Source organism: Bradyrhizobium sp. BEA-2-5, from assembly GCF_032918025.1.
Classification (GTDB): domain Bacteria; phylum Pseudomonadota; class Alphaproteobacteria; order Rhizobiales; family Xanthobacteraceae; genus Bradyrhizobium; species Bradyrhizobium pachyrhizi.
In genome coordinates, this window is the sequence record NZ_CP136629.1 from 1,750,351 (window position 1) to 1,776,986 (window position 26,636).

The window sequence follows — 26,636 nt, forward strand, 5'->3', positions numbered from 1 at the left end:
GGATGGATCCGCGGCTTCCCGAGACTGATCTGATCATCTTCGACTGTGACGGCGTGCTCGTCGACAGCGAGCTTTTGAGCTGTCGTTGTCTTGCCGAGGCGATGGTCCAGACCGGCATCGAGATGAGCACCGAGCGGGCGCTCGAACTCTTCCTCGGCCGCAGCACCGCGGCCGTGGTCGACTACTGCCGGGGCGTCGGAAAGCCGTTGCCCGAGACGTTTCTGCCTGACCTGGCGCTGCAGGTCCGTGAGACCTTCCGCTCCCGGCTGAAGCCGACCGCCGGCATCGCGGCGCTGCTCAAGGAATTGCGGCTGCCATATTGTGTCGCCTCATCGAGCGATCTCGATCGGGTGAAGTTCTCGCTGGAGCTGACCGGCCTCGCCGCCAGCTTCGGGCCGCGGCTCTACACCGCGCAGATGGTCAAGCACGGCAAGCCGGCCCCCGATCTGTTCTTGCATGCGGCAGGCGCAATGGGCGCTGCGCCGCGCCGCACGCTCGTGATCGAGGACAGCGTCAGCGGCGTGATGGCCGCGAAGGCGGCGGGCATGAAAGTGTGGGGATTTGTCGGCGGCGCCCACTATCGGTTGGCGGATGGCAGTGCTCTGCTGCGGCAGGCCGGGGCGGATCGAATCTTCGCCGCGATGACGGATTTCTGGATGGAAGGCTGACGCAAGACGATGGCTGCGCCCGACAACGAAAAGTCTCGTCTCGACGATGCCGCCCGCGCCGGCTGGCTCTATTTCATTGCCGGCCATACCCAGGACGAGATCGCAAGGATGCTCCAGGTCTCGCGCGCCTCGGCGCAGCGGCTGGTGTCGCTGTGCCTGGCCGAACGTCTCATCACCTTCCGGCTCGAGCATCCCATCGCCGCCTGCATGGAATTGGCGGCGCGGCTGAAGGAGCGGTTCGATCTCGTCCATTGCGAGGTGGTGCCGGCTGATCCGGCGGCACTGCTGTCCAATGCAGGGATCGCCGAGCGCTGCGCCAACCTGCTGGACGCGACGCTGCGATCGGAGACGCCCGTGATCGTCGCGCTCGGCACCGGCCGCGCGGTGCGCGCCGCGGTCGAGCGCGTCACGCCGATCGACCGGCCCAATCACCAGATCGTCTCGCTGGTCGGCAACATCTCCGCCGACGGTTCGGCGAGCTTCTACGACACCGTCGGCCGGCTCGCCGACCGCACCGGCGCGCGGCACTATCCGATGCCGCTGCCGTTCCTGATGTCGTCGGAAGACGAGCGCAACAGGATGGTGCGCATCGAGCCGATCGCGAAGGTGAAGGCGGTCGCGGCCAAGGCCGATTTGCGTCTCGTCGGCATCGGCCAGATGGACCAGAAGGCGCAGGTCCACATCGACGGCTTCGTCACCCGCGACGAATTGTTCGAGATGATGCGGCTCGGCGCCATCGGCGAGATCACCGGCTGGGCCTATGATTCCAGGGGCCGTCTGCTCAAGGCCGGCACCAACAAGCGCCTGACCAGCATCCCGCCGCAGATCCCCGCGGAAGCGACCACGATCGCGGCAGCCGTCGGCGCCGCCAAGGTGCCGTCGATCAAGGCCGCATTGGCGGGCCGGGTGGTCAATGGCCTCATCACCGATGAGGCCACCGCCCGCGCGGTGCTGGATCGCTAGGCGCCACGGATCGGGCTTCACCTCGCCCCGCCTGCGGGGAGAGGCATAGGCCGCCTTTGGCGGCCGTTCTCAAGAACGCCGAAGCAAAGCTTCGGCTATGTCGCATCGCCAGATGCGATGCGGGTGAGGGGGAGTTTCCACGCATTGCTGTGGTCCGTATGCGCGGAGAGAGCCTCTCACCCCTACCCTCTCCCAGTAAGAACGGGGCGAGGGAGTGCAGTCCCGTCGTGGTCGCAGTTCGACTTCTCAGGCGCTCAGCCGCTCTCTTCGCCTCCGCAAGCAACTCCATTCCAGCGTGCAGTGGAACCCGCTATCGCGCGGGACGGCGCTGCCGCGCGCTTGACAAAGTTTGGCGACGGGATGAACATACGCTCAATACGTGAGCATATGCTCAACGTGACATAAGGGAGGTCACCTTGAAAAACGTCCTTTGCGCCGTTGCGGGCGCGGCTGCTGTTTTGATCTCTGCCCCCTCGATCGCCCAGACCACGCTGACGGTGGCGACCGTCAACAATGGCGACATGATCCGTATGCAGGGGCTGACGGGTGAGTTCATCAAGAAGAACCCCGACATCACCGTGAAATGGGTGACGCTGGAGGAGAACGTGCTGCGCCAGCGCGTCACCACCGACATCGCCACCAAGGGCGGTCAGTTCGACGTGCTCACCATCGGCACCTATGAAGTGCCGATCTGGGCCAAGAAGGGCTGGCTGGTGCCGCTCGCCAATCTCGGCGCCGATTACGACATCGCCGACCTCCTGCCCAAGATCAGGGACTCGGTCTCCGCCGACGGCAAGCTCTATGCCGCTCCTTTCTACGGCGAGAGCTCCATGGTGATGTATCGCACCGATCTGTTCGAGAGGGCCGGTCTGAAGATGCCGGAAAAGCCGACCTGGGATTTCGTCATCGATGCCGCCAAGAAGCTCACCGACAAGAGCGCCGGCACCTACGGCATTTGCCTGCGCGGCAAGGCCGGCTGGGGCGAGAACATGGCGTTCCTCTCGGCGATGGCCAATTCCTACGGCGCGCGCTGGTTCGACGAGAAGTGGGAGCCGCAGTTCAACACGCCGGAATGGAAGGCGACGCTGACGACCTACGTCAATCTGATGAAGGAGGCCGGCCCTCCGGGCGCAAGCTCCAACGGCTTCAACGAGAACCTGGCGCTGTTCAACGCGGGCAAATGCGCCATGTGGATCGATGCCACGGTCGCGGCGTCCTTCGTCACCAATCCCAAGGACTCCAAGGTCGCCGACAAGGTCGGCTTCGCGCTCGCGCCGAACACCGGGCTCGGCAAGAACGCCAACTGGCTGTGGGCCTGGAATCTCGCAATCCCCGCTGGCTCCAAGAAGACCGAAGCGGCCGAGAAATTCATCGCCTGGGCAACGAGCAAGGACTACACCAAGCTCGTGGCGTCCAAAGACGGCTGGGCCAATGTGCCGCCGGGTACGCGCACCTCGCTCTACCAGAATCCTGAATATCTGAAGGTCGCCCCCTTCGCCAAGCTGACGCTGGCCTCGATCGATGCCGCCGATCCGAACAAGCCGACCGTGAAGCCGGTTCCTTACGTCGGCGTGCAATACGCCGCGATCCCCGAATTCCAGGGTATCGGCACGCAGGTGGGCCAGCAGTTCTCGGCGGCGCTGTCCGGCTCGACCTCCGTCGATGCGGCGCTCACCGCGGCGCAGTCCGCCACCGAGCGCGAAATGAAGCGCGCGGGCTACATCAAGTGAGCATGATCCGGACCCGAAGCGCCGCGCTAGCGCAAAGTGTGCAGCGGTTTTCTGAAAAGATCATGCTCCAAAAACAAAGCCGCGACTCGATAGCCAAGGCGCGACAGCCGCCTTGGCCGCCCGACCAGCTTAGACCTCCCGAGCTGGGCCACTTGCGACCATCCTGTCCCGCAGCGGGATGGTCGCTCCTTTCCTTGAGAAGGAGGCGGGGATGGCGACCCAGCAGACCCAACTGCTCGCACGCACGCTGCTCACGCCCGCGGTGGCGTTGCTGTTCATCTGGATGATCGTGCCGCTGGCGCTCACGATCTACTTCTCGACGCTGCATTACAGCCTGCTCGATCCCGGCTCCGAAGCCTTCGTTGGGCTGGAGAACTTCCGCTACTTCCTCACCGATCCCGCATTCCTCGCTTCGCTCCAGAACACGCTGGTGCTGGTCGGCTCGGTGCTCGCGATCACGATCATCCTTGGCGTGCCGCTGGCGCTGCTGCTCGACCAGCAGGTGGTCGGGCTCTCGATCGTCCGGCTGATGGTGATCGCGCCATTCTTCGTGATGCCGACCGTGAGCGCGCTGGTCTGGAAGAACCTGTTGATGCACCCGGTCTCGGGCCTGTTCGCCTGGCTCGCCCAGTTGTTTCACCTGACGCCGATCGACTGGTTCACCGACGCGCCGCTGCTCGCGGTGATCCTGATCGTCGCCTGGCAATGGCTGCCCTTCGCGACGCTGATCCTGCTGACCGCACTGCAATCGCTCGACGAGGAGCAGAAGGAGGCCGCAGAGATGGACGGAGCCAGCGCGATCTCGACCTTCATCTACATCACGCTGCCGCACCTCGCGCGTCCGATCACCGTGGTGATCCTGATCGAGACCATCTTCCTGCTGACGGTGTTCGCCGAAATCTTCGTCACGACCGGCGGCGGGCCTGGCCTGCAGACCACCAACATCGCCTTCCTGATCTATTCGCAGGCGCTGATCCAGTTCGACGTCGGCACCGCCTCCGCGGGCGGCCTCGTCGCCGTGGTGATCGCCAACGTCGTCGCCTTCTTCCTCGTCCGCATCGTCGGCCGCAACCTGGAGGCGTAACGTCATGGCGCGGATGGTCACGACACGGCGCAAGGTGATCTCGACGGCGGCGGCCTGGCTGGTCGGCTTCCTGATTTTCTTCCCGATCCTCTGGATGGTGCTGGCGAGCTTCAAGACCGAGCTCGAGGCGTTTGCGATACCGCCGTCCTTCCTGTTCTTTCACTGGACCACGGAGAATTACGCGACCGTGCAGGAGCGCAGCGACTATTTCCACCACGCGATGAACTCGATCATCATCGCCGGTGGCTCGACGCTGATAGCGCTTTTGATCGCCATTCCCGCGGCCTGGTCGATGGCGTTCTCGCCGACCAGGCGCACCAAGGACATCCTGCTCTGGATGCTCTCGACCAAGATGATGCCGCCGGTCGGCGTGCTGGTGCCGATCTATCTGATCTACAAGTCCTTCGGCCTGCTCGATTCCCGCATCGGCCTCGTCTTCATCCTCTGCCTCGGCAATCTGCCGATCGTGATCTGGATGCTGTTCACCTATTTCAAGGAGATCCCGCGCGACATCCTGGAGGCCGCGCGCATGGACGGTGCCACCGTCGGCCGTGAGCTGGTCTATGTGCTGACGCCGATGGCGATCCCGGGGCTCGCATCGACCCTGCTGCTCAACCTGATCCTGGCCTGGAACGAGGCGTTCTGGACGCTCAATCTGTCGACCTCGAACGCCGCGCCGCTCACCACGTTCATCGCGTCCTATTCGAGCCCGGAAGGGCTGTTCTGGGCGAAGCTGTCGGCGGCCTCCACGCTGGCGATCGCGCCCATCCTCGTCCTCGGCTGGTTCAGTCAGCGGCAGCTCGTCCGCGGCCTGACCTTCGGCGCGGTCAAGTAGCAGAAAGGCTTTCGCCATGGGTCAGATCACACTCCAGGGCGTGCAAAAATCCTTCGGCCCCGTGCACATCATCAAGGGCGCCGACCTGGACATCTCCGACGGCTCCTTCGTGGTGTTCGTCGGTCCCTCCGGCTGCGGCAAGACCACGCTGCTGCGCCTGATCGCGGGCCTCGAGGACGTCTCTGGCGGCAAGATCCTGATCGACGGCAAGAATGTGGTCGATACGCCCCCGGCCAAGCGCGGACTGTCGATGGTGTTCCAGTCCTACGCGCTCTATCCGCATATGAGCGTGCGCGGGAATATCGGTTTCGGCCTGAAGATGGCAGGGCTGCCGAAGGACGAGATCAACCGCAAGGTCGAGGCGGCAGCGGCGACGCTGAACCTCACGCCCTATCTCGACCGCAAGCCGCGCGAGCTCTCCGGCGGCCAGCGCCAGCGTGTCGCCATCGGCCGCGCCATCGTGCGCGAGCCCAAGGCCTTCCTGTTCGACGAACCGCTCTCAAACCTCGATGCGGCGCTGCGCGTGCAGATGCGGATCGAGGTGACGCGGCTGCAGAAGCAGCTCGGCACCACCGCGATCTACGTTACCCACGATCAGGTCGAGGCCATGACCATGGCCGACAAGATCGTCGTGCTCAACAGCGGCAAGATCGAGCAATATGGCTCGCCGCTTGAGCTTTACGAGAAGCCCGCCAACCTCTTCGTCGCCGGCTTCATCGGCTCGCCCAAGATGAATTTCGTTACCGGCGAGTTCGCCTTGCAGCATGGCGCCGCCACCATCGGCGTGCGGCCTGAGCACCTCAAGATCGAGCGTGACGGCGGTGGCGGCTGGCAGGGGACGATCGCGGTCGCCGAGCATCTCGGCAGCGACACGTTTCTCTACGTCGATGCCGGCCCGCTCGGCATGCTGACCGCGCGCTACATCGGCGAGTTGAGCCTGCATGCCGGCGACCGCGTGTCGCTGCTGCCGGATCCGGCGCGGATCCACCGCTTCGACGACAGCGGAAAATCGATTCACGCGTAGAGCATGATCCGGACCCGGAGGGCCGCGTTAGCGCAAAGCGCGAAGCGGTTTTCCGAACAGATCATGCTCAAAAAGAAGCTAAGGAAGAAGAAAATGTATCTCGAGAAATTCAGGCTCGGCGGCAAGACCGCGTTCATCACCGGCGGCGGCCAGGGCATTGGCCTCGCCTGCGCCGAAGCGCTGGCCGAGGCCGGCGCCAGGGTCGTGATCGGAGACCGCGACGGCAAGGTCGCCAATGACGCGCAGGCGGCGCTGAAGGCCAAGGGCTTCGACGCCGACATCGCGCTGATGGACGTGACGGATTCCGCTCGCGTCGCCGCGGTCGCCGACGAACTGGTCGGCAAGTATGGCAAGGTCGATATCCTCGTCAACAATGCCGGCATCGCGCGCAGCGAGACCCCGGCCGAGACCGTGACCGACGAGCACTGGCTCAACGTCATCGACGTCAACCTCAATGGCACGTTCTGGTGTTGCCGCGAATTCGGCAAGCACATGCTCAAGGCCAGGAGCGGCGCCATCGTCAACGTTGGTTCGATGTCCGGCTTCATCGTCAACAAGCCGCAGGAACAATGCTTCTACAACGCCTCCAAGGCCGGCGTGCACCATCTGACCAAGTCGCTCGCCGCCGAATGGGGCGCGCGCGGCATCCGCGTCAACGCGGTGGCGCCGACCTATATCGAGACGCCGCTGAATGCCTTCGTGAAGAGCAATCCGAAGATGTACGACGCCTGGATCGGCGGAACCCCGATGGCGCGGATGGGGCAGGTCGAGGAGATCGCCTCCGTCGTGCTGTTCCTCTCTTCGGAAGCCGCGAGCCTGATGACCGGCAGCATCGTGCTGGTGGATGGCGGTTACACTTGCTGGTAGGCTTGCGCCCGGGGATCATGCTCAACGGAAGATAGAGCGGTCATGCGGCAAGCCTATATCGGGGTGGACGTCGGCAGCACCAGCGCCCGGGCGGGCGTGTTCGACGAGTCGGGCAAGCTGCTCGGGTCGGCCCGGCATCCGATCCGGGTCTGGCACGAGCCCGGCGATATCGTCGAGCAATCGTCCGATGACATCTGGGCGGCCTGCGCCGCTTCCGTCGGCAAAGCGATGCGGGAGGCTGGAATTGCGGCCGAACACGTCAAAGGCATCGGCTTCGACGCGACCTGTTCGCTGGTCGTGCTCGACAGAGCGGGCCGGCCGCTCACCGTCAGCCCGTCCGGCGATCCCGTACGCAATGTCGTGGTCTGGATGGATCACCGCGCGATGGACGAGACCGAATTCGTCAACGCGACCGGCGACAAGGTGCTGCGCTATGTCGGCGGCTCCATCTCGCCGGAGATGGAGATGCCGAAGCTGCTATGGCTGAAGCGGCATCTGCGCGCGAGTTTTGACGCCGCCGGTCACTTCTTCGATCTGGCCGACTATCTGACGTTCCGCGCCTCCGGCTCGCTGGCGCGCTCGACCTGCACGGTCACTTGCAAATGGACCTATGTCGCGGGCGAGGGCGGCTGGAGCGAATCCTTTTTCAAGCGGGTCGGACTCGAGGCACTGGCGGCCGACCGCTTCGGGCGGATCGGCAGCGAGATCGTGCCGCCCGGCTCGCCGCTCGGCCGCGGGCTGTCTGAGGATGCCGCGCGCGATCTCGGCCTCGTGCCGGGGACCGCGGTCGGTGCCTCGCTGATCGACGCGCATGCCGGCGGTGTCGGCGCGATCGGCGGCCGCGATGGGGCGGGCGGAGCGGGCGACGTCAGCGACCGTCTCGCCTACATCATGGGAACGTCGGCCTGCATCATGGCGACGACGAAAGAGCCGTGCTTCGTCCCCGGCGTGTGGGGGCCTTATTTCGAAGGCATGGTGCCCGGCTTCTGGCTGAACGAGGGCGGCCAATCCGCGGCCGGCGCTGCGATCGATCACCTGCTCAAGTCGCATCCGGCGCATGCCGAGGTTTCGCTCGCGGCGAAGACCGACGGCGTCGACGTCATCGAATACCTCGAGAGGCGCATCCTGGCGCGCAGCGGCCATGCCGGTGCTGCGGTGCTGCTCGCGCGCAACGTTCATGTTCTGCCGGAATTTCTCGGCAACCGTTCGCCCTATGCCGATCCCGGCTCGCGCGCGGTGATCGCGGGGCTCGATCTCGACACCGACGTGTCGGCGCTGGAGCGGCTGTTCATCGCCGGCCTGTGCGGGCTGGCCTATGGCCTTGCCGACGTCATCGACGCCTTGCAGGCGCATGGCGTCAACGGCAAGACCATCGTGATCGGCGGTGGCGCGAGCCGCAGCCCCCTGGTGCGCCAGATCATGGCCGACACGACAGGTTACACAGTGGCGCTGCCGCAGACGCAAGAACCCGTCTTGCTCGGCGCCGCGATGCTGGGCGCGGTCGCCAGCGGTGCGCACGATTCGATCAATGCGGCGATGGCCGGCATGTCGGCGCTCGGGCGGTTGAGCGAGCCGACCAGGCCGGAACTTGCCGAGTTCCACCGCAAGAAGCGCGGCGTGCACAAGATGCTGCGGGAGCTTGACCGCGACAGCCGCGAGGCGATGAGGCGGGCGCCCGGCGAAGCGCCGACGTAAGGTTTCCCCATGCTGCTGAGTTGCGGAGATGCACTGATCGATTTCCTGCCGTCGCGGACGGCGGATGGACGCGAGGCCATGACGCCCGCGGTCGGCGGCTCCTGCCTCAACATCGCGATCGGCAGCGCCCGGCTCGATGTTCCCACCGGCTTTGTCGGCGGCATCTCGGCCGACACATTCGGCAGGATGATCGCCGATCATGCCGTAGCCTCAGGCGTCGATCTCAGCCGGGCGACGCGCAGCGATCACCAGGCGACGCTGGCGTTTGCGCGCGTCACCGGCACCGAGACGCAATACGCCTTCTACGACGCCGACACAGCGTCGCGGAACTGGACCTATCGGCGCGATGCGGTCGCGCTTGACGAGGTCACCTGCGTGCATACCGGCTCGACCACGCTGGTCCATGACAAGGGTGCTGCGGAGACGCTGGCCTTGATCGAGGATGCGCGGCCGAACGTGACGATCTCGCTCGATCCGAATTGCCGGCCGAACCTCGTCAAGGACAAGGACGCCTATCGCGCGCGCATGCTTGCGTTCTGCGGCAAGGCCGACATCGTGAAGATGTCCGACGTCGACTTCGCCTATCTGTTCGGTGACGAGGCCCATGCTGCGCGGGCCGAGGCGCTGCTGTCGGGCGGCGCATCGCTCGTCGTCATCACGCGCGGCAATGATGGCGCCTGTGCCTGGCATCGCAAGGCCGGATCAATCGCGGCCGAAGCGCCGGTGGTGAACGTCGTCGATACGATCGGCGCCGGCGACAGCTTTCAGGCGGCGATGCTCGCCGCGTTGCATCGGCTGGACCGGATCGCGCAGCCGCGGTTGCGCGACGTCTCCGCGGCCGAGTTGACCCGTGCGCTGTCCTTTGCTTGCAAATGCGCCGCCTTCACCTGCACGCGGCCCGGCGCCGATCCGCCACGGAGCCGGGAGTTGCCGGCCGACTATTGGTAGGGCATGCGCGGCCTCAGCCGGCGCGACGTCCCGCGCGATGCCGTCGCTTGACGCTTAGTCTCATTTTGCGTGCTGCGCCTGCGAAGGCAAGTCTGCCCGACGATGCGTGAAGGCGTCCGAAGCACCCGATATCGCTCGGATTTGATGCCAACCCGCGATCGCTGCGTTTCGAGCGTGCGAAGTCATGCTGCTTCGGCTTCGCTTTGAGCGCATCGGTTGTCTTTGTGAAAGACCGCGCTAACATGGAACCCATCCATCGATACCTGTCGTCGTCTTTTTTTGATCGTCTATTGCAGCGCAACCAGGCCACGCAACGGGTTGCGGGCTCGCCAGGGCGACCGGGCCTCGAAGGGAAGTAGCAGACACGCATCCCTAATATTGCAACCGAGAAATAACGGGGGAAGATATGTATGTGAAAGGGATTGCGGCATTCGCCGCCGCACTCGGCGTTGGCCTGTTGTCGGGCGCCGCCATCGCGCAGGAAGTCAAGCAGGAGAAGCAGTCGGTCCTCGGCAACGCCAATGTTTCTCCGGTGACCCAGGAGCAGCTCAACGCCGCCGACAAGAGCACCAGGGACTTCCTGCTCACCAACGGCAACTATGCCCAGACGCGATTCTATCCGGGCAAGCAGATTAGCCGGGACAATGTGAAGAACCTGCACGTCGCATGGATCTTCCAGACCGACGTCAAGGAATCGCTTGAGACATCTCCGATCGTCGTCGATGGCGTGATGTTCGTCACGACGTCGTTCAGCCATGTCTATGCGCTCGACGCCAAGACCGGTCAGCAGCTCTGGCACTATGCCCACAAGATGGGCCCGATCACGGTTTATTGCTGCGGTCCCAACAATCGTGGCGTCCAGGTGCTCGGCGACCGGGTCTATCTGGCGACGCTCGATTCCAAGCTGATGGCGCTGAATGCCAAGACCGGCGAGGTGGTCTGGACCACCAACATCGCCGATCCCGAGCTCGGCTACAGCGAGACGATGGCGCCGACCGTGGTCAAGGACAAGGTACTGATCGGAACCAACGGCGGCGAATACGGCATCCGCGGCTTCGTGCGCGCCTATGACGCCAAGACCGGCAAGCAACTCTGGAATTTCCACACCATTCCGGAGAACTCCGTCGGTGTCTGGGCGACCAAGGACGCCACCGGCCGCGACATGCATCGCAATATCCAGGCCGAGAAGGACATGCTCGCCAAGATCGGCGATCCCTATGCCAAGCTCGGTGGCGGCGTGTGGCAGAACCCGTCGGTCGATCTCGCGACCAACCGGATCTACTTCGTCGTCGGCAACCCGTCGCCCGACCTCGACGGCTCGAACCGGCCCGGCGACAACCTCTACACCAACTCGCTGGTCTCGCTCGATCTCGACACCGGCAAGTATGTCTGCCACTTCCAGTACATCGCCCATGACGTCTGGGACCTCGACGCGGTCAGCCCGACGGTGCTGGTCAACGTCAAGGACAAGAGCGGCAAGACGATTCCCGGCGTCATCCATGCCGGCAAGACCGGGCACATCTATGTGCACGATCGCAAGGACTGCAGCCTGATCCGCTTCTCCGAGGCGATGGTGCCGCAGGAGAACATGTGGGTGCTGCCGACCAAGGAAGGCGCGCGCATGTTGCCCGGCGCCAATGGCGGCGTCGAATGGTCGCCGATCGCGACCGATCCGGGACAGGAGCTGGCCTACGCGATCAACCTGCACCAGCCGATGACCTACCACGTCGAGAGCTCGGCCTATCCGAACGGCAAGCTGTGGCTGGGCGGCGCCTTCAAGGTGATCCCGGGCGAGAAGCAGGCGGGCAACATCACCGCGGTGAACTACAACAACGGCAAGATCAAATGGCAGGTCAACACGCCCGAGCCGATGATCGGCGGCATCCTCGCTACCGCCGGCGGCCTGGTCTTCACGGGCGAAGGCAACGGCAAGTTCGCGGCCTACAATTCGTCGAACGGCAAGGAGCTGTGGAGCTTCCGCGCCAGCGCCGGCGTCAATGCGCCGCCGTCGAGCTACATGGTCGGCGGCAAGCAATATATCGTGGTCGGTGCGGGCGGTAACACCCAGCTCGACTACAAGCGCGGCAACAACATCATCGCCTTCACGCTCGACTGAGCCTGGGGCTGATGCATCATTACGCGTGCAAACATTGACGGCGAGGCGGGACCGGTTCGGTCCCGCCTCTGTTTTCTACGGATGAGCAGATGTTCAGTAGATGGATGATTTGCGGCGTCGCGCTGTTGCTGATGGCGGCGCAGGCGCGCGCAGAGACGATTGAGGAAAAAGTACAGGTCTGCGCCGGCTGCCACGGCGAGAGCGGCAAGCCGGTCGACAAGACCATTCCGACGATCTGGGGCCAGCAGGCCGGCTATCTCTACATCCAGCTGCGCGATTTCAAGCGCGGCGATCGCAAGAGCGAGATCATGCAGCCGATCGCGGCCCAGTTCGAGCGCGACGACATGCTGGCGATCGCGGAATATTTTTCGCAGAAGCCGTGGCCTGACCTCGGCCAGCCGCGTGCGCCCAAGGACGTGGCGGAGAAGGCGGTCAGCGCCAGCCGCTCGGTCGGCTGCCCGGCCTGCCATCTCGATCGCTTCCAGGGCGACGGCACGGTGCCGCGGCTGGCCGGGATGGGGCGGGATTACCTCGCCAAGACCATCGCCGATTTCCGCACCCGTGCGCGCGGCAACAATCCCGGCATGTCCGACCTGATGCTGGCAACGTCGCCCGACGACCTTGCCGCACTGGTGGAGTATCTGGCGGGGCTGTGAGCGGCGGGCAGGCTAATGGGATGAGGTCGGATAGCGCGCGATGGAGGTGCGCTCCCTCTCCCGCTTGCGGGCAGGGCAATCGCATATGGATCCAGCACCGGTGTTTCCGCGTCGTCATGGCCGGGCCTGTCCCGGCCATCCACGTCTTTCGCGGAAACCAAGATGTGGATGCCCGGCACAAGGCCGGGCATGACGAGTTTTGTGGAGCTATCGAGCCCATATGCGATTGCCATGCGCTTGCGGGGGAGGTCGAGCCAGCTGCCGTCAGACCGCTCAGCCTCACTGGTTCTTGGCCCGTTGCTAACCTTGGCGCTCGCTCGCGCGGCGTCCAAAAGTGAACCCAAAACAGACATTAGCGGAGGGAAGCAATCGCTACGAACGATTGCTGCGGAAATGTCAGCTTGCCACCTGCCAGCATCGAATGGTCGAGACGAGAGGCAGCATCCTCGGAAATCGAGATGATTAGCCGCTCCCGCTCAAGCGCCTCTTTGTCCTTCAAGAGGCCAGCCATCGGCGTTGCCGTGAGCTGAAAGCGGACATAATCCAACATTGACGGGAACTTAATCTGTTGGGTCACAGCGGCCACATCGACAAAATCAAAGCCCGCCTGTTTCGTCCAATCGGCAATCTCCTGAGCATCGCAAGAGAGGTGCTCGGAACGTTTGGTGCGCGACGCCTCTTTTCCCAGGCACTTATCGAGTGCCTGCACAAAAGCGTGTGCTGCTGGAGTTTTCTCAATTGCGCTGTAGACGCTGAACCCAGCGCGTCCTGCGGGCTTCAGCACCCGCACCATTTCCTTTAGCGCAAGAAGCCGGTCTGGAAAAAATTGAAGCCCAAGTTGGCAAAGCACCACGTCGAAGCAGTCTGCTTCAAACGGAAGGTCAAGCGCGCTCCCCTCAACCCATTCAATTTTTGGAGATTTCGAGCGCGCAATTGCGAGCATCGCAGTGTTGAGGTCAAGGCCAACCACTCGTCCCGCCAAGCCTAGTTGCTGCGTCGACCTCGCGACTATGCCGGTCCCACAGGCGACGTCGAGCACGCTTTCGCCTTGCCTAGGTGCGATGCGGTCGAGCAGGTCACTCGCCCATACCGAAGTAATGGCTGGTACAAGATAGCGTTCGTAGAGTTCCGGCGCGCTGGCATCCATTTGCCAATGTTCGTGGACCGACATGACTTCCCCTACCGCGAGTGGAAAGTATCGAACGTCTTGAGTGTTGATGCTGGCCTATTGGATGGCAAGCTGCAAGGGAGTCTGCTTATGGCCCATCTGCGACCTCAGGGAATGTCCGCTCTTCAGCCGCTGCCGCTTAATGAGTACATGCCCTGGAACGCCGAAGCAAAGCTTCGGCTATGTCGCATCGTGAGACTCGATCCGGGTGAGGGGGAGTCTCCGCAAACCCGTCTCTTGCTGTGTACGCGGTGATAGACCCTCACCCCAGCTCTCTGGAGAGGGAGCACGGTCATCATGCCTCAACGCGGCGTCAGCTCCTCGCGCAGCGCCGACAGGATGGTGAGATCGGCGGCATGCTTGCCGGCCTTGTCGGCCAGCGCCGCATCGGCGCCATGAGCGAGCAATGCCTTCGCGATTGCAGGATGATTGCCCTCGGCGGCGATCATCAGTGCCGTGCGGCCGCGCGCATCGCGGTCGTCGACCTTGGCGCCGGCGTCCAGCAGGTACGAGACGACCTCCAGTGCCTGCGCCTCCGGCACGGTCTCGTCAGGGCCGGCGGCCCACATCAGGAGTGTCAGATCGTTGGCGTAGCGCGCGTTGATCTCGATCTCGCGCGCGAGCAGCTGCTTGACGATGCCGAGCTGGCCGCCCGCCGCGGCATAGACGACCGGCGGCTTGCCGGTGTCGTCTGCCTTGCGGCCGTCGGCGCCGTGCGCCAGCAGCATGCGCACCACCATGTCCCTGCCGGCATAGGCCGCGGCCGCGACCGGGGAGGCGCCGCTGCGTCCGGTGAGATTGACGTCGGCACCGCGGTCGATCAGGCGCTGCACGATCGCGACATGGCCGCGCTCGGCGGCAAAGTACAGCGCGGTCGATCCCGCGAGGTTGCGCGCATCGAGCGGCGCGCCGCGCGCCAGCAGCAGGTCGACCATCGCGAGATGGCCGGAGCGGGCGGCGTGGCTCAGCGGCCTTGCGCCCAGCCGGTCCCGCGCATCGACCGAGGCGCCGTGATCGAGCAGCTCGGTGGCAAGGTTGATGCAATCGGCGTTGGCGGCCGCAAACAGCGACAGCGAGATCTCGACCGCGCTGAGCTGGGCCTTGTCGGTTTCGTATTTGCGGATCAGCTCGCGGCACCGCGCCGGATCGGGCCCCGCGAGGCTGCCGTGCACGCTGCCGGCAACGATCAGCGCGGCGAGGGCAATGCGGCGATACAAGGCGTGGTCCTCCGTCATGTTGACAGCAGCGCCATTCGGTTCGAGCGTCGCATGATCCTCGGTCGCTGCCAAGCCGCGCGGCAGGGAAGGGCCCGCCGATTCGGCAGGCCATGCGCCGTCGCGGCTCCGTGGCGGCACGCCATGCGTCCGAGCCGATGGACTTGCGGCATGCCACGCGGCACGATGCGTCCGTCGACCATCTTTGACGCGAGTCCACGCCCAAATGAGCGACGATCTGTGTCTGCTGTCTGCCGTTGAGCTTCGTGGGCGCATCGCCCGCAAGGAGGTCTCGCCTGTCGAGATTACGCGCGCGGTGCTCGCCCGTGCCGAGCGGCTGCAACCCGAATTGAACTGCTTCATCACGCTGTGCGGCGATGCGGCGATGGCGCAGGCGAAAGCCGCCGAGCGGCAAATCACGGCTGGCGAGCCACTCGGTCTGCTCCACGGCATCCCCTTCACGGTGAAGGACATCGTCAACACCAAAGGCGTCCGGACGACCTTCGGCGCGGTGCCGTACCGGGACAACGTGCCCGACAATGACGCCGTCGCCGTGGCCCGCCTCCGTGCCCAGGGCGGCATATTGATCGGCAAGACCACGACGCCGGAGTTCGGCAGCAAGTGCCTGACCGACTCGCCCTTGTTCGGTCGCACCCGCAATGCGTGGAGTGCCGACCGGTCCTCCGGCGGCTCCAGCGGCGGTGCGGCGGTCGCCGTTGCCAGCGGCATCGCACCGCTCGCGATCGCGACCGACGGTGGCGGCTCGACGCGAATTCCGGCCGCCTGCAACGGCGTGGTCGGGCTGAAGCAGAGCAACGGCGTCGTCCCGCACAGCCAGGCGCTGGATGCGTTCGGCAACCAGACCTATGTCACGCCGACCACCCGCACCGTCGCCGACACCGCGCTGATGATGCAGGCGATGGCCGGCGAGGATGCCTGCGATCCCTGGTCGATTGGCGTGCCCGTGCCCGACTATCTCGGGCTTGCCGCGCCGCGCGGCGACCTCAGGGGCCGGCGGGTGCTGTTCTGCGTGTCGCCGCCGGGGCGCCCGGTCACGTCCGATGTGGCCGCGGCGTTCAAATCGAGCCTCGACCGGCTGGCCGGGCTCGGTGCCGAGCTCGAGGAGTTCTCCGGCGATGGTTTCGACATCGAGCCGATCTGGCGCGCCATCAACCACACGGTCTGGCGCACGCGCTTTGAGAAGCTCGCGGCCGATCATCCGAATGATCTCAGCGCAACCTTCCTGAAGCTCGCGCTGGCGGCGCAGGTCAGCGGTGTCGACTACCAGCGGGCGATGTTCGAGCGCACCGTGCTGTTCCGCCGGGTGCAGTCGCTGTTTGCGCGCGGCGATCTCCTGGCGATGCCGACCTTGACCCGGTCGGCGCTGCCGATCGAGCAGGATCTGTTCGGCAGCATCGAGATCGATGGTCGGCATTTCGACAGCGTCCGGCCGCACTGGTTCCCCTGGACCATGCCCTTCAACATGACCGGCCATCCCGCGATCAGCCTGCCCTCGGGTTTTGGCCGCGACGGCCTGCCGATCGGGATTCAGCTCGTCGGCCGCTTCCGCGCCGATGCGGAATTGTTGCGCGTTGCGGCGTTGTTCGAGGCGGCGAGCGACTTGCTTGGTCGCTGGCCGACCTGATGTTGTCGGCGACGCTGATCGCGGCGTCGCAGGTTTAGCCGCTCTGCCCGGTGCTCGCATTCGCGACGGCGCGCGCGACATTGGCGATCACCTCGTTGCACGTCTCCATGGGTGCGCTTGCCCCGGTCAGGTAGACCGTCACCACGATCGGCTTGCGGCCGGGCGGCCAGAACACGCCGATATCGTTGTAGGTGCCGCGCTCGCCGGTGCCGGTCTTGTCGCCGACCCGCCAGTCGCGGGGCACGCCGGCACGCAGCCTTGCGTCGCCGGTCTTGTTGGCGACCATCCAGTCCACCAGCTTCTGGCGCGAGGCCGCGGACAGGACATCGCCGAGCAGCACGCGCTGCAAATCCTTCAGCATCGCGACAGGACTCGTGGTGTCGCGCGGGTCGCCGGGCACGGCTTCGTTCAACTCCACCTCCCAGCGGTCGAGCCGGCTGACATTGTCGCCGATGGTGCGGAAGAAGCTGGTGAAGCCGGCCGGCCCGCCGATCTCGCGCAGCAGCAGGTTGGCGGCGGTGTTGTCGCTGAGCGTGATGGCAGCCGCGCAGAGTTCGGACAGCGTCATGGCCGAACCAACGCGTCCCTTGGTGACCGGCGCGTAGGCCAAGATATCCTTGGCCTCGATCTGCACGCGCTGTTCGAGGCTGGTTTCGCCGCGGTCGACCCGGTGCAGCACCGCGGCCGACGCCATCGCCTTGAAGGTACTGCACATCGGGAACCGCTCGTCGCCGCGCCGGCTCGCGCGCAATCCCGTCTCCATGTCGAGTACGGCGACGCCGAGCCGGCCGCTGGTCGCGAGCTCGATGCGCGCAAACTCCTGCTGCAGCCGCTGCGCCGGCTCGCCTGGTCCTGCCGCTGCGCCTTGCCGCGGCAGGGTGCAGGACACCGCAAGGCCCAGCGCGCGCAATCCAAATGTCCGTCTCGTCAGCATGTCGAATCTCCCGTTGGCGGCGCGAACCTGCCGGGCGGCGTGACGGCGCACAAACAATCATTTATACAGCGAGGCATGAGGAAAACTTGGTCATGACGCCGTGCGCCGGCACCTCCCGCTGAACGCGCTGCGCGCCTTCGAGGCCTCGGCGCGGCTGCTCAGCTTCACCCGCGCCGGGATGGAGCTGCGCGTGACGCAGACCGCGATCAGCCATCAGGTCAAGCAGCTCGAGGACCTCCTGGGTACGAGCCTGTTCCGCCGGCTGCCGCGCGGGCTGGTGCTCACCGACGAGGGGCTGGCGCTGCTGCCGGTGCTGTCGGACGCGCTCGACCGGATCGGCGCCGCGATCGACCGCATCGAGGCCAAGGGCACGCGCGAGGTCGTGACCGTCGGCTGCGTCACGACGTTCGCGACCGGATGGCTCTTGCAAAGGGTCGACCGCTTCAAGCGCGCGCATCCCTATATCGATCTGCGTCTGCTCACCAACAACAACCGCGTCGACATCGCAGGCGACGGGCTCGATCTCGCGCTGCGCTTCGGCGACGGCTCGTGGCACGGCACCGAGGCGATCCATCTGTTGTCCGCACCGCTCTCGCCGGTGTGCTGCCCCGACGCGGCGGACCGGCTGCGCAAGCCGTCCGATCTCGCGCAGGAATTCCTGCTGCGCTCCTACCGCGCCGAGGAGTGGCCGCTATGGTTTGCGGTCGCCGGCGCGCCGTGTCCGAAAATCCAGGGGCCGATCTTCGACAGTTCGGTCGCGATGGCCGAGGCCGCCGCGCGCGGCGTCGGCGTCGGGCTGGTGCCGATCGCGATGTTCGACAATGAGCTGGCCTCCGGCCGGCTCAAGCGGCCGTTCGCGGCCGAGGTCCCGGCGGGATCCTACTGGCTGACCTGGCTGAAATCGCGCGAGGTGACGCCGGGCATGCGCGCGTTTCGCGACTGGCTGCTCGAGACGCTGCGGACGGAGGTGAATGAGGTTGAGGACGCCGTCGCGCCCGCACCGCGGCGGAAGATCAAGACAAAGGCCGGACCGAAGCCGCGGACCAACACCAAGCGGCGTTAACGTCTGACGACGTGATTTCAACTATCGTCGCCACTATTTCGGAATTATCGAATAATGCCGCTGATTTGCCCGACATGTCAAGTGCCGTGTCGAACGCCCGCAGCCGCCGGCCGCTTTGCATGGGGTTGTTTTCGATATTTTGGCGGTGCGCTCCCGCGCCGGCTGGCTATCGCATCTGGCGCGCGACCTACGCCAGATGGCACGCCACGGAATGCCCGTTCCTGCCTTCCAGCAGTTCCGGCGCGCTCTGCCGGCAGCGCTCTTGGGCGATCGGGCAGCGGGTGTGGAAGTGACAGCCCGAGGGCGGCTTCATCGGGCTCGGCACGTCGCCCTTGAGGCGGATGCGCTCGCGCTTCAGCTTGGGATCCGGCACCGGCACCGCCGAGAGCAGCGCCTTGGTGTAGGGATGCTGCGGATTGCGGTAGAGATCGCTCGCCTTCGCCAGCTCCACGATGCGGCCGAGATACATCACCGCGACGCGATCGGAGATGTGCTCGACCACCGAGAGATCGTGCGCGACGAAGAGATAGGTCAGGTTCAACTCGGCCTGGAGGTCTTCCAGGAGGTTGATCACCTGGGCCTGGATCGAGACGTCGAGCGCGGAGACCGGCTCGTCGCACACGATCAGCTTCGGCTGCGTGATCAGCGCGCGCGCGATCGCGATGCGCTGGCGCTGGCCGCCGGAGAATTCGTGCGGATAGCGCCGCATGTGCTCGGCCTTGAGCCCGACCTTGACCAGCAGGCTCGCGACGCGCTCCTCGCGCTCCTTGGCGGAGGTCGCGAGATTATGGATGGTGAAGGCCTCGCCGAGGATGGCGCCGACCGTCATGCGCGGATTGAGCGAGGCGAACGGATCCTGGAACACCAGCTGCATGTTCCGCCGCATCGCGCGCAGATCGTTGCCGCCGAGCTTGCGCACGTCCTGGCCGTCGAAGGTGACCTCGCCGTCGGTCGGCTCGATCAGGCGCAGCACGCAACGCCCCGTCGTCGACTTGCCGCAGCCGGATTCGCCGACGAGACCGAGCGTCTCGCCGCGATTGACCGAGAACGACACGCCGTCGACGGCATAGACGCTGCCGACCTGGCGCGACAGCAGGCCGCCGAGCACGGGGAAGTGTTTCTTCAGATTGGAAACGCGCAGCAGCGGCTCGCTCATGACACGTCTCCCAAGTGACAGGCCATGCGATGGCCGGGCGCGACCTCGCGCAGCAGCGGCTCCTTCTCGGTGCAGACGTTCATGGCGAACTTGCAGCGCGGGGCAAAGCGGCAGCCGACCGGCGGATTGATCAGGATCGGTACCGAGCCGCCGATCGCCTCCAGCCGCGTCTTGTGCTCGCTGTCGAGGTCGATGCGCGGGATCGAGCGGATCAACCCTTGCGTATAGGGATGGCGGGGATCGCCGAAGAGCTCGTCGACGGCCGCCTCCTCCACCACCTTGCCGGCATACATCACGACGACGCGCTGCGCCGTCTCGGCGACGACGCCCATGGCATGGGTGATCAACATCACCGCCATGCCGAAGCGTTCCTTCATGTCCTGCAAGAGGTCGAGGATCTGCGCCTGGATGGTGACGTCGAGCGCGGTGGTCGGCTCGTCGGCGATGATCAGCTTCGGCTTGCAGGCGAGCGCCATCGCGATCATCACGCGCTGGCGCATGCCGCCGGAGAACTGGTGCGGATAATTGTGCACGCGACCTTCGGCATTGGGGATCTGCACCAGCTTCAACATCTCGATGGTGCGTTCCAGGGCCTGCTTTCTCGTCACCGCCTCGTGGCGGCGCAGGCTCTCGGCGATCTGCTCGCCGATGGTGAGCACCGGATTGAGCGAGGTCATCGGCTCCTGGAAGATGAAGCCGATCTCCTTGGCGCGGATCTCGTCGAGCTGATTGCTGGTCAGCGGCACGAGATCGCGCCCCTCGAAAATGATCTGGCCCGCCGCGATCCGGCCCGGCGGCATCGCGATCAGCTTCAGGATCGACATCGCGGTGACGGTCTTGCCGCAGCCGGACTCGCCGACGACGCAGAGCGTCTCCCCCCTGTTGATGGAGATGTCGACGCCATCGACGGCCTGGAGGATGCCGTCGTCGGTGGAAAAGTGGGTTTTCAGGCCCTTGATCTCGAGCAGCGGCGCCATCAGATCACCCGTCGTGCATCGAGCGCGTCACGCAGGCCGTCGCCGATGAAGTTGATGGCGACCACCGCGATGAAGATCGCGCCGCCCGGAAACAGCGCCCAGTGCGGGCCGATATCGAGGAAATCCTTGGCATCGTACAGCAGTCGGCCCCAGGTCGGGGTATCAGGCGGAAAGCCGAGGCCGAGGAAGGACAGCGTCGATTCCGCGATGATGGCGGCCGCAACGTCGATGGTGCCGGCGATGATCACCGGACCGAGCGCATTTGGCAGGATGTGCTTGACCACCTGCCGCAGCGGACTTGCACCGAGCGCACGTGCAGCCTCCACGAATTCCTTTTCGCGGATCGACAGGAACTGCGCGCGCACCAGGCGCGCGACCGGCATCCAGCGGAGCCCCCCGATCACCAGCACGATCAGGATGAAGATGCCCCCCTCGGGGCCGAACACCTGCTTCAGCCCGTCGCGGAAGAGATAGATCAGCAGCAAGAGCAGCGGCAGCTGCGGCAGCGACAGGAACAGATCCGTGAGCCACATCAGGCCATGGCCGAGCGCGCCGCGCGACATGCCGGCCAGCGCGCCGATCAGCACGCCGATAAAGACCGAGACCAGCATCGCGGCAAGGCCGACGGCGAGCGAGATGCGCCCGCCATAGATCATGCGGGCGAGGATATCCTGCCCGAGATCGTCGGTGCCGAACGGATGGGCCGGCGACGGCCCCTGCAGGCCGGCCACGACGTCCATGTCGCTGATCGAGACGCGCCAGACGAACGGGCCGATCACGACGGCCGCGATCAGCAGCAGCAGCAGCACAGCGCTGACCACGGCCGGCCGGTGGCGGCTGTAGCGCCGCCACGTCTCGCGCCAGGGCGAGTAGACCCGCCGCTCAGCGGAGGGAGATGCGAGGGTCAAGCCAGCCATAAAGGACGTCCGCGATGAGATTGAACAGCACGACCAGGCACGCGAAGACGAAGGTGACGGCCATCACCACCGGCGTGTCGTTGGAAAGGATGGAGGAGATCAGCAGCGAGCCGATGCCGGGAATGCGGAAGATCTGCTCGGTGACGATGGCGCCGCCGAACACCGCGGGCATCTGCAACGCGATCAGCGTCACGACCGGGATCATGGCGTTGCGCATCACGTGCTTGACGATGACCGTGGCCTGGCCAAGCCCCTTGGCACGCGCCGTGGTGACGTAGTCGAGCCGGATCACGTCGAGCATCGCCGAACGGACGAAGCGCGTCATCGACGCCGCCTGGAACAGGCCGAGCACCGCCACCGGCATGATCGCCTGCCTGATCATCTCCAGCACCCAGCGGAATACCGGTCGCCTTGATGTCGGTGGTATAGACGAACGGCAGCCAGTCCAGCGTGATCGAGAAGATCAGGATGAACAGAATGCCGGTGAAGAAGGTCGGAAGCGAGAAACCGACGAAGGCGAGCGTGTTCGCGACCTGATCGAACAGCGAATAGGGCTTCGTCGCGGCGTAGACGCCGACGGGAATCGCGATCAAGAGCGCCAGGATCTGCGCCGAGCCGATCACGTAGAGCGTGGCCGGCAGGCGCTGGAGGATCAACTGGTCGACGTCCATCCGGCTGACGAAGGAGAAACCCCAGTCGCCGTGCAGCATGGCGTTGAGCCAGTGCAGGTAACGAAGGTAGATCGGATCGTCGAGGCCGAACTTGGCCCGAAGCGCGGCCTGCACTTCGGGCGGAACGTTCGGGTTGGTCGCCAGTTCAGAGAACGGATCGCCGGGAGCGAGCGCAAGCACGACGAACAGCACGACCGAGATTCCGAGCAGGCTCGGAATCGCGATCATCAGGCGACGCAGGATATATTGACTCATCGAGAGATCATCTAACTAACGCTCGCACCTTGAGCACGTTGATCTTGCTTCCAGTCGAAAGGCGAGCTTCACCTCGCCCCGCGTGCGGGGAGAGGTTGGAATTCAAGCACAGCTTGAATTCCGGGTGAGGGGGAGTCTCCACGAACTCATCTTTCACGGTATTTGCTGCGAAAGCCCCTCACCCCAACCCTCCAAGAGCGAGCTCCGCTCGTCTCGACCCCGTAAGAACGGGGAGAGGGAGAAGATGCACCTACTCAACTCCGAACCTGTCCCCGTGTCTCAGGTTTCACGATACCAGTCTTGCAGATTGTCGGTCTGGTTGGCCCAGCCGGAGAGCGCGGGCCGCACCGTGTTGGAGCAGGCTTCCACCGCGAGGCGGTGCATCACCGGGATCACCACCGTGTCCTGCCACATCAGATCGTTGCACTTGATGTAGAGCTCGGCCCGCTTGATCGGATCGGTCTCGGTGTCGGCCGCCTCGATCGCGGCGTCAAAATCCTTGTTAACCCAGCGCGGGAAGTTCGTGCCCTGCCACTTGTTCTCCTTGGTCGCGACGCTGGTGGACAGGTAGCGGCGCATGTGCTGCGACGGATCCGGTTGGCTGAGCGGGATCTGGAACATCTCGATGTCGGCGTAGAACTTCGGATAGGTGTCGGGGTTGGCGACGTCGGAGGAGAAAAACACCGAAGCTACCACCGACTTCAGCTCGACCTCAATGCCGGCCTTCTGGCAGGCCTGCTTGACGATGGCCTGGGTCTTCTGGCGCGGGCCGTTGATCGAGGTCTGGTACAGGATCTTCAGCTTCTTGCCGTCCTTCTCGCGGATGCCGTCGGCACCGGGCTTCCAGCCGGCCTGTTCGAGCAGCGCGCTCGCCTTCTCGACCGAGAATTCCCAGCTCGTGTTCTTGGAGACGAACTTTTCAGGGCCGTTGAGGAAGTTCGCCGTGGTGCGGCCGGCGCGGCCGTAGATCGCCTTCTTGACGGACTCGCGATCGACCAGCAGCGACAGCGCCTTGCGCACGACGGGATCCGAGAACAGCGGATGCTTGGTCTTCATCGACGAACGTTCGCCATCGACCTCGACGTTCGGATCGGTGAAATTGAGCGCGATGAACTCGGTATCGCCGCCGACGGCATAGACGGTCTTGCCCTTGCCGCCCTTTTCCAGGCGCAGCAGCACGTCGTCCTCGACCTGGATATTCCAGCCGAAATCATACTCGCCGGTCTGGATCACGGCGCGTGCCGCCGAGACGGCGTCACCGCCGCCCTTCATCTCGAGCGTATCGAAATAGGGCCGGTTGGCCATGTGATAGTCGGAATTGATCACGCCGCGGATGAGATCGCCCGGCTTGAACTCGACGAACTTGTAGGGCCCGGTGCCGACCGGCTTCAGATTGTTCGGCGCCTCGCGCGACTTGCTGCCCTTGTATTCGGCGAACAAATGCTTCGGGATGATGCAGCCATAGGCGCCGACGAACGCGTTGGCCCAGAATGGCGTCGGATCCTTGAACTTGATGCGGACCGTGAGGTCGTCGACCTTCTCTACGGTCATGCCGGAATAGGTGCCGCTCGAGACGGCTGCGGTCGCGGGATCGGTGGCATATTCCCAGTTGAACACGACGTCGTCAGCGGTGAAGGGTTTGCCGTCATGCCATTTGACGCCGGGCTTGAGTTTCCAGACCACCGTCTTGGCGTCTTTGGAAAGCCCGCCGTTCTGGATCGAGGGGATTTCGGCGGCGAGGATCGGGTTGAGGTGGCCGTCGACGTCCCAGCTTGCCAGCGGTTCGTAGAACAGGCGCGAGCCGTCCTGGTCCTTGGTGCCGGTGGCGAAATGCGGATTGAGCAGGGTGGGGCCCTGCCACCACAACAGCTTCAGCGCACCGCCGCCGCCGCGTTTGGTCGGCTTGTAGGTGGACGCGCCCTGGGCCATGGCGACACCGCCGAGCGCGAGGATCTGGTTGGCCAGCGGTGCGGTCAGGCCGACGGCGGCCATGCGCTGGATGAAGGCGCGGCGATCCATCCGCCCGTCCTTCACCTCGTCGATCATGCCACGCAGATTCTTGTCGAACATTGTCCCCTCGGTCCGGCTCAATTGGTTATTGCGGCGGGCCGTGGAACCGGCCGCCGTGTTGGCGGCAGGATGGCACACCGAATGACCGCGAAGGTCAACGGCTCCCGCCGTTCAGCGCCTAGGTCTTTTGGCTATCGCTTGTGCAGAACCTCCCCTTGCCGCACATCGGTTCAGCAGATCGGCGCCAAAAGCGCTCCCTAGCGCGCCTCGCAGTGCGGAAAATTTGTTCGTTATCCTTTGTTCCGAGATGCTTTTTTGCCACGCAGGCCGGAGTTCGCGTCTGAAGGCCGAGCTATCGCATATGCGCTCGATCCGTCCACAAACTCGTCATGCCCGGCCTTGTGCCGGGCATCCACGTCTCCGTTTCCGCGTGAGAAAGACGTGGATGGCCGGGACAAGCCCGGCCATGACGATGCGGGTAAGCGATTGCTTGATCCCGGAGAGCAGGCCCGGCCCGCTCAATGTGGCTCTCAGGCGATCGACATGTTCAACGGCGGTGCAACATTCGCCGGCAGCGGACTGACATACGGCGTTCTTGTGGTCCGCTTCTTGAGGTCGGCCTTGGCGGCCGCGATCAGCTCCGGCTCCATCAGCGCCTTGATCCCGAGACCGGCCATCGCCTTGGCCGCCTGCACCATGGCCTTGTGGGCATGTGGGCTCTTGCCCTGCGCGACCACCTGCCAGGTGTGGAAGGGCGTGCCGATCGCAACCGTGGGTGCATGCACCTGCACGGTCGGCACCACCCAGCTCACGTCGCCGACATCGGTCGAACCGACCAGCGGGTTGCGCTTGGCATCGAGCGGCACCAGGAAGTCGGCCAGCGGCCGGTCGGTCGGCTCCATGCCGATCGCATAATAGACCGACGAGATGTCCTTGTCGCTCAGCGTCGCACGGATCTGGCTGGCAAAGCTCTTGTCCGCGTCGTCGAAATGCGGCGGTCCGAGTTCTTCCATCAGCTGGTGCAGCGCCTGCTCCAGCGGCGCGTTCGGCAGGATGTTGGAGACCGCGGAGATAATCTTCATCTCGACTTTGGTCTCGGTCATCAACGCGGCGCCCTGCGCGATCTTGGAGACGCGCTCGACCAGCTCGTTCATGCCGGGAAGGTCACGGGCGCGAATCGAATAGCGCACGCGCGCATGCGCCTGCACCACGTTCGGCGCGATGCCGCCGGTGTCGAGCAAAGCGTAGTGCACGCGGGCATCGCTCGGCATGTGCTCGCGCATGTAGTTCACGCCAACATTCATCAATTCCACCGCATCGAGCGCCGAGCGGCCGAGATGCGGCGAGGCGGCCGCATGCGAGGTACGGCCGGTGAAGATGAAATCCGCGCGCGTGTTGGCGAGCGACGGCGTCACCGCGACTTCCCAAAAGCTGTGCGGATGCCAGGTGATGGCGATGTCGGCGTCTTCGAACGCGCCGGAGCGCACCATGAAGGCCTTTGCCGCGCCGCCTTCTTCCGCAGGGCAGCCGTAATAGCGCACGCGGCCCGGCACCTTGTTCTCGGCCAGCCAGTCCTTCACCGCGGTCGCGGCGAGCAGCGCGGCGGAACCGAGCAGATTGTGACCGCAACCATGGCCATGGCCGCCGGTCTCGATCGGACGATGCTCGGCGACACCCGCCTCCTGGCTGAGGCCCGGCAGCGCGTCGTATTCACCCATGAAGGCGATGACCGGACCACCCTCGCCCCACTCGCCCATCACCGCGGTCGGGATGCCGGCGACGTTCTCGGTGATCCGGAATCCCTGATGGCGCAGCTCGGCGAGATGCTCGGCGGCGGACCGCGCCTCGGTGTAGCAGACCTCAGGCATGCCCCAGACCCTGTCGCTGAGGTCGATGAAACGTGTCTTGATCGCGTCGACGCCGCGCCAAACATCACTACGGTTGTCCATTTGCTCCGATCCCTTAACGCTAGAGCATGATCCGGAAAAGTGTGAAGCGGTTTTCCGAAAAGATCGTGCTCAGACAATGAGCCAAAGCGCG

The 26,636-nt window shown here is 64.9% G+C and carries 21 protein-coding genes and 1 pseudogene; 13 read left to right on the top strand and 9 right to left on the bottom strand.

Going from position 1 to position 26,636, the window contains the following annotated elements; genetic code table 11:
• Window positions 1–2: 2 nt before the first annotated feature.
• From RX327_RS08120 to RX327_RS08170, 11 genes are all read left to right on the top strand, one after another.
• The gene (locus RX327_RS08120) at window positions 3–668 is read left to right on the top strand and encodes an HAD family hydrolase (protein WP_317249978.1); all 666 of its coding nucleotides are present in this window, start codon (window positions 3–5) and stop codon (window positions 666–668) included.
• A gap of 9 nt (window positions 669–677) precedes the next feature.
• Window positions 678–1,631: a sugar-binding transcriptional regulator gene (locus RX327_RS08125; RefSeq protein ID WP_317249979.1), complete on the top strand. Its 954-nt coding sequence runs from the start codon at window positions 678–680 to the stop codon at window positions 1,629–1,631.
• A gap of 416 nt (window positions 1,632–2,047) precedes the next feature.
• Window positions 2,048–3,361 carry a sugar ABC transporter substrate-binding protein gene (locus RX327_RS08130; protein WP_317249980.1) on the top strand — a complete coding sequence of 438 codons (1,314 nt, stop codon included), beginning with the start codon at window positions 2,048–2,050 and terminating at the stop codon, window positions 3,359–3,361.
• Between the two features lie 211 nt (window positions 3,362–3,572).
• The gene (locus RX327_RS08135; RefSeq protein ID WP_317249981.1) at window positions 3,573–4,445 is read left to right on the top strand and encodes a sugar ABC transporter permease; all 873 of its coding nucleotides are present in this window, start codon (window positions 3,573–3,575) and stop codon (window positions 4,443–4,445) included.
• A 4-nt stretch (window positions 4,446–4,449) separates the two neighbouring features.
• Window positions 4,450–5,280: a carbohydrate ABC transporter permease gene (locus RX327_RS08140; protein ID WP_317249982.1), complete on the top strand. Its 831-nt coding sequence runs from the start codon at window positions 4,450–4,452 to the stop codon at window positions 5,278–5,280.
• 16 nt (window positions 5,281–5,296) lie between these two features.
• Window positions 5,297–6,304 carry an ABC transporter ATP-binding protein gene (locus RX327_RS08145; protein ID WP_317249983.1) on the top strand — a complete coding sequence of 336 codons (1,008 nt, stop codon included), beginning with the start codon at window positions 5,297–5,299 and terminating at the stop codon, window positions 6,302–6,304.
• 93 nt (window positions 6,305–6,397) lie between these two features.
• Complete coding sequence (locus RX327_RS08150) at window positions 6,398–7,171, top strand: SDR family NAD(P)-dependent oxidoreductase (RefSeq protein ID WP_317251223.1); 774 nt, start codon at window positions 6,398–6,400, stop codon at window positions 7,169–7,171.
• 42 nt (window positions 7,172–7,213) lie between these two features.
• Window positions 7,214–8,866, top strand: coding sequence for an FGGY-family carbohydrate kinase (locus RX327_RS08155; protein ID WP_317249984.1), 1,653 nt, complete (start codon window positions 7,214–7,216; stop codon window positions 8,864–8,866).
• 9 nt (window positions 8,867–8,875) lie between these two features.
• The gene (locus RX327_RS08160) at window positions 8,876–9,814 is read left to right on the top strand and encodes a carbohydrate kinase family protein (protein ID WP_050386842.1); all 939 of its coding nucleotides are present in this window, start codon (window positions 8,876–8,878) and stop codon (window positions 9,812–9,814) included.
• A 406-nt stretch (window positions 9,815–10,220) separates the two neighbouring features.
• Window positions 10,221–11,930 (top strand): pyrroloquinoline quinone-dependent dehydrogenase, encoded by a 1,710-nt coding sequence (locus RX327_RS08165; protein WP_317249985.1) that lies wholly within the window; start codon window positions 10,221–10,223, stop codon window positions 11,928–11,930.
• Between the two features lie 89 nt (window positions 11,931–12,019).
• Complete coding sequence (locus tag RX327_RS08170; RefSeq protein ID WP_244482525.1) at window positions 12,020–12,586, top strand: c-type cytochrome; 567 nt, start codon at window positions 12,020–12,022, stop codon at window positions 12,584–12,586.
• Between the two features lie 352 nt (window positions 12,587–12,938).
• On the opposite strand, the gene RX327_RS08175 is transcribed toward RX327_RS08170, so the two are convergent.
• Both RX327_RS08175 and RX327_RS08180 read right to left on the bottom strand, forming a co-directional pair.
• Window positions 12,939–13,757: a class I SAM-dependent methyltransferase gene (locus tag RX327_RS08175; RefSeq protein WP_038377577.1), complete on the bottom strand. Its 819-nt coding sequence runs from the start codon at window positions 13,755–13,757 to the stop codon at window positions 12,939–12,941.
• Between the two features lie 299 nt (window positions 13,758–14,056).
• Window positions 14,057–14,971: an ankyrin repeat domain-containing protein gene (locus RX327_RS08180; RefSeq protein WP_193395265.1), complete on the bottom strand. Its 915-nt coding sequence runs from the start codon at window positions 14,969–14,971 to the stop codon at window positions 14,057–14,059.
• A 223-nt stretch (window positions 14,972–15,194) separates the two neighbouring features.
• Between RX327_RS08180 and RX327_RS08185 the strand changes: the two genes are divergently transcribed.
• Window positions 15,195–16,613, top strand: coding sequence for an amidase (locus tag RX327_RS08185; protein WP_317249986.1), 1,419 nt, complete (start codon window positions 15,195–15,197; stop codon window positions 16,611–16,613).
• 34 nt (window positions 16,614–16,647) lie between these two features.
• Here the strand turns inward: RX327_RS08185 and bla are convergent, their stop codons facing one another.
• On the bottom strand, window positions 16,648–17,547 hold the full coding sequence (gene bla, locus RX327_RS08190) for a class A beta-lactamase (protein ID WP_317249987.1): 900 nt from the start codon (window positions 17,545–17,547) through the stop codon (window positions 16,648–16,650).
• 100 nt (window positions 17,548–17,647) lie between these two features.
• On the opposite strand from bla, the gene RX327_RS08195 reads away from it, so the two are divergent.
• Window positions 17,648–18,610 carry a LysR family transcriptional regulator gene (locus tag RX327_RS08195; protein WP_050386846.1) on the top strand — a complete coding sequence of 321 codons (963 nt, stop codon included), beginning with the start codon at window positions 17,648–17,650 and terminating at the stop codon, window positions 18,608–18,610.
• 187 nt (window positions 18,611–18,797) lie between these two features.
• Here the strand turns inward: RX327_RS08195 and RX327_RS08200 are convergent, their stop codons facing one another.
• The 6 genes and pseudogenes from RX327_RS08200 to RX327_RS08225 all read right to left on the bottom strand — a co-directional run bounded on the left by RX327_RS08200 (window position 18,798) and on the right by RX327_RS08225 (window position 26,545).
• Window positions 18,798–19,766 carry a dipeptide ABC transporter ATP-binding protein gene (locus tag RX327_RS08200; RefSeq protein WP_317249988.1) on the bottom strand — a complete coding sequence of 323 codons (969 nt, stop codon included), beginning with the start codon at window positions 19,764–19,766 and terminating at the stop codon, window positions 18,798–18,800.
• The gene (locus RX327_RS08205) at window positions 19,763–20,743 is read right to left on the bottom strand and encodes an ABC transporter ATP-binding protein (RefSeq protein WP_317249989.1); all 981 of its coding nucleotides are present in this window, start codon (window positions 20,741–20,743) and stop codon (window positions 19,763–19,765) included. The genes RX327_RS08200 and RX327_RS08205 overlap by 4 nt, the downstream gene beginning before the upstream one ends.
• Window positions 20,743–21,660, bottom strand: coding sequence for an ABC transporter permease (locus RX327_RS08210; RefSeq protein WP_317249990.1), 918 nt, complete (start codon window positions 21,658–21,660; stop codon window positions 20,743–20,745). The genes RX327_RS08205 and RX327_RS08210 overlap by 1 nt, the downstream gene beginning before the upstream one ends.
• A pseudogene (locus tag RX327_RS08215) lies at window positions 21,626–22,586 on the bottom strand (ABC transporter permease). Before RX327_RS08215 ends, RX327_RS08210 begins: the two are co-directional and overlap by 35 nt.
• Before the next feature lie 279 nt (window positions 22,587–22,865).
• The gene (locus RX327_RS08220) at window positions 22,866–24,656 is read right to left on the bottom strand and encodes a peptide ABC transporter substrate-binding protein (protein ID WP_317249991.1); all 1,791 of its coding nucleotides are present in this window, start codon (window positions 24,654–24,656) and stop codon (window positions 22,866–22,868) included.
• A 470-nt stretch (window positions 24,657–25,126) separates the two neighbouring features.
• On the bottom strand, window positions 25,127–26,545 hold the full coding sequence (locus RX327_RS08225) for a M20 family metallopeptidase (protein WP_317249992.1): 1,419 nt from the start codon (window positions 26,543–26,545) through the stop codon (window positions 25,127–25,129).
• Window positions 26,546–26,636: the final 91 nt, after the last annotated feature.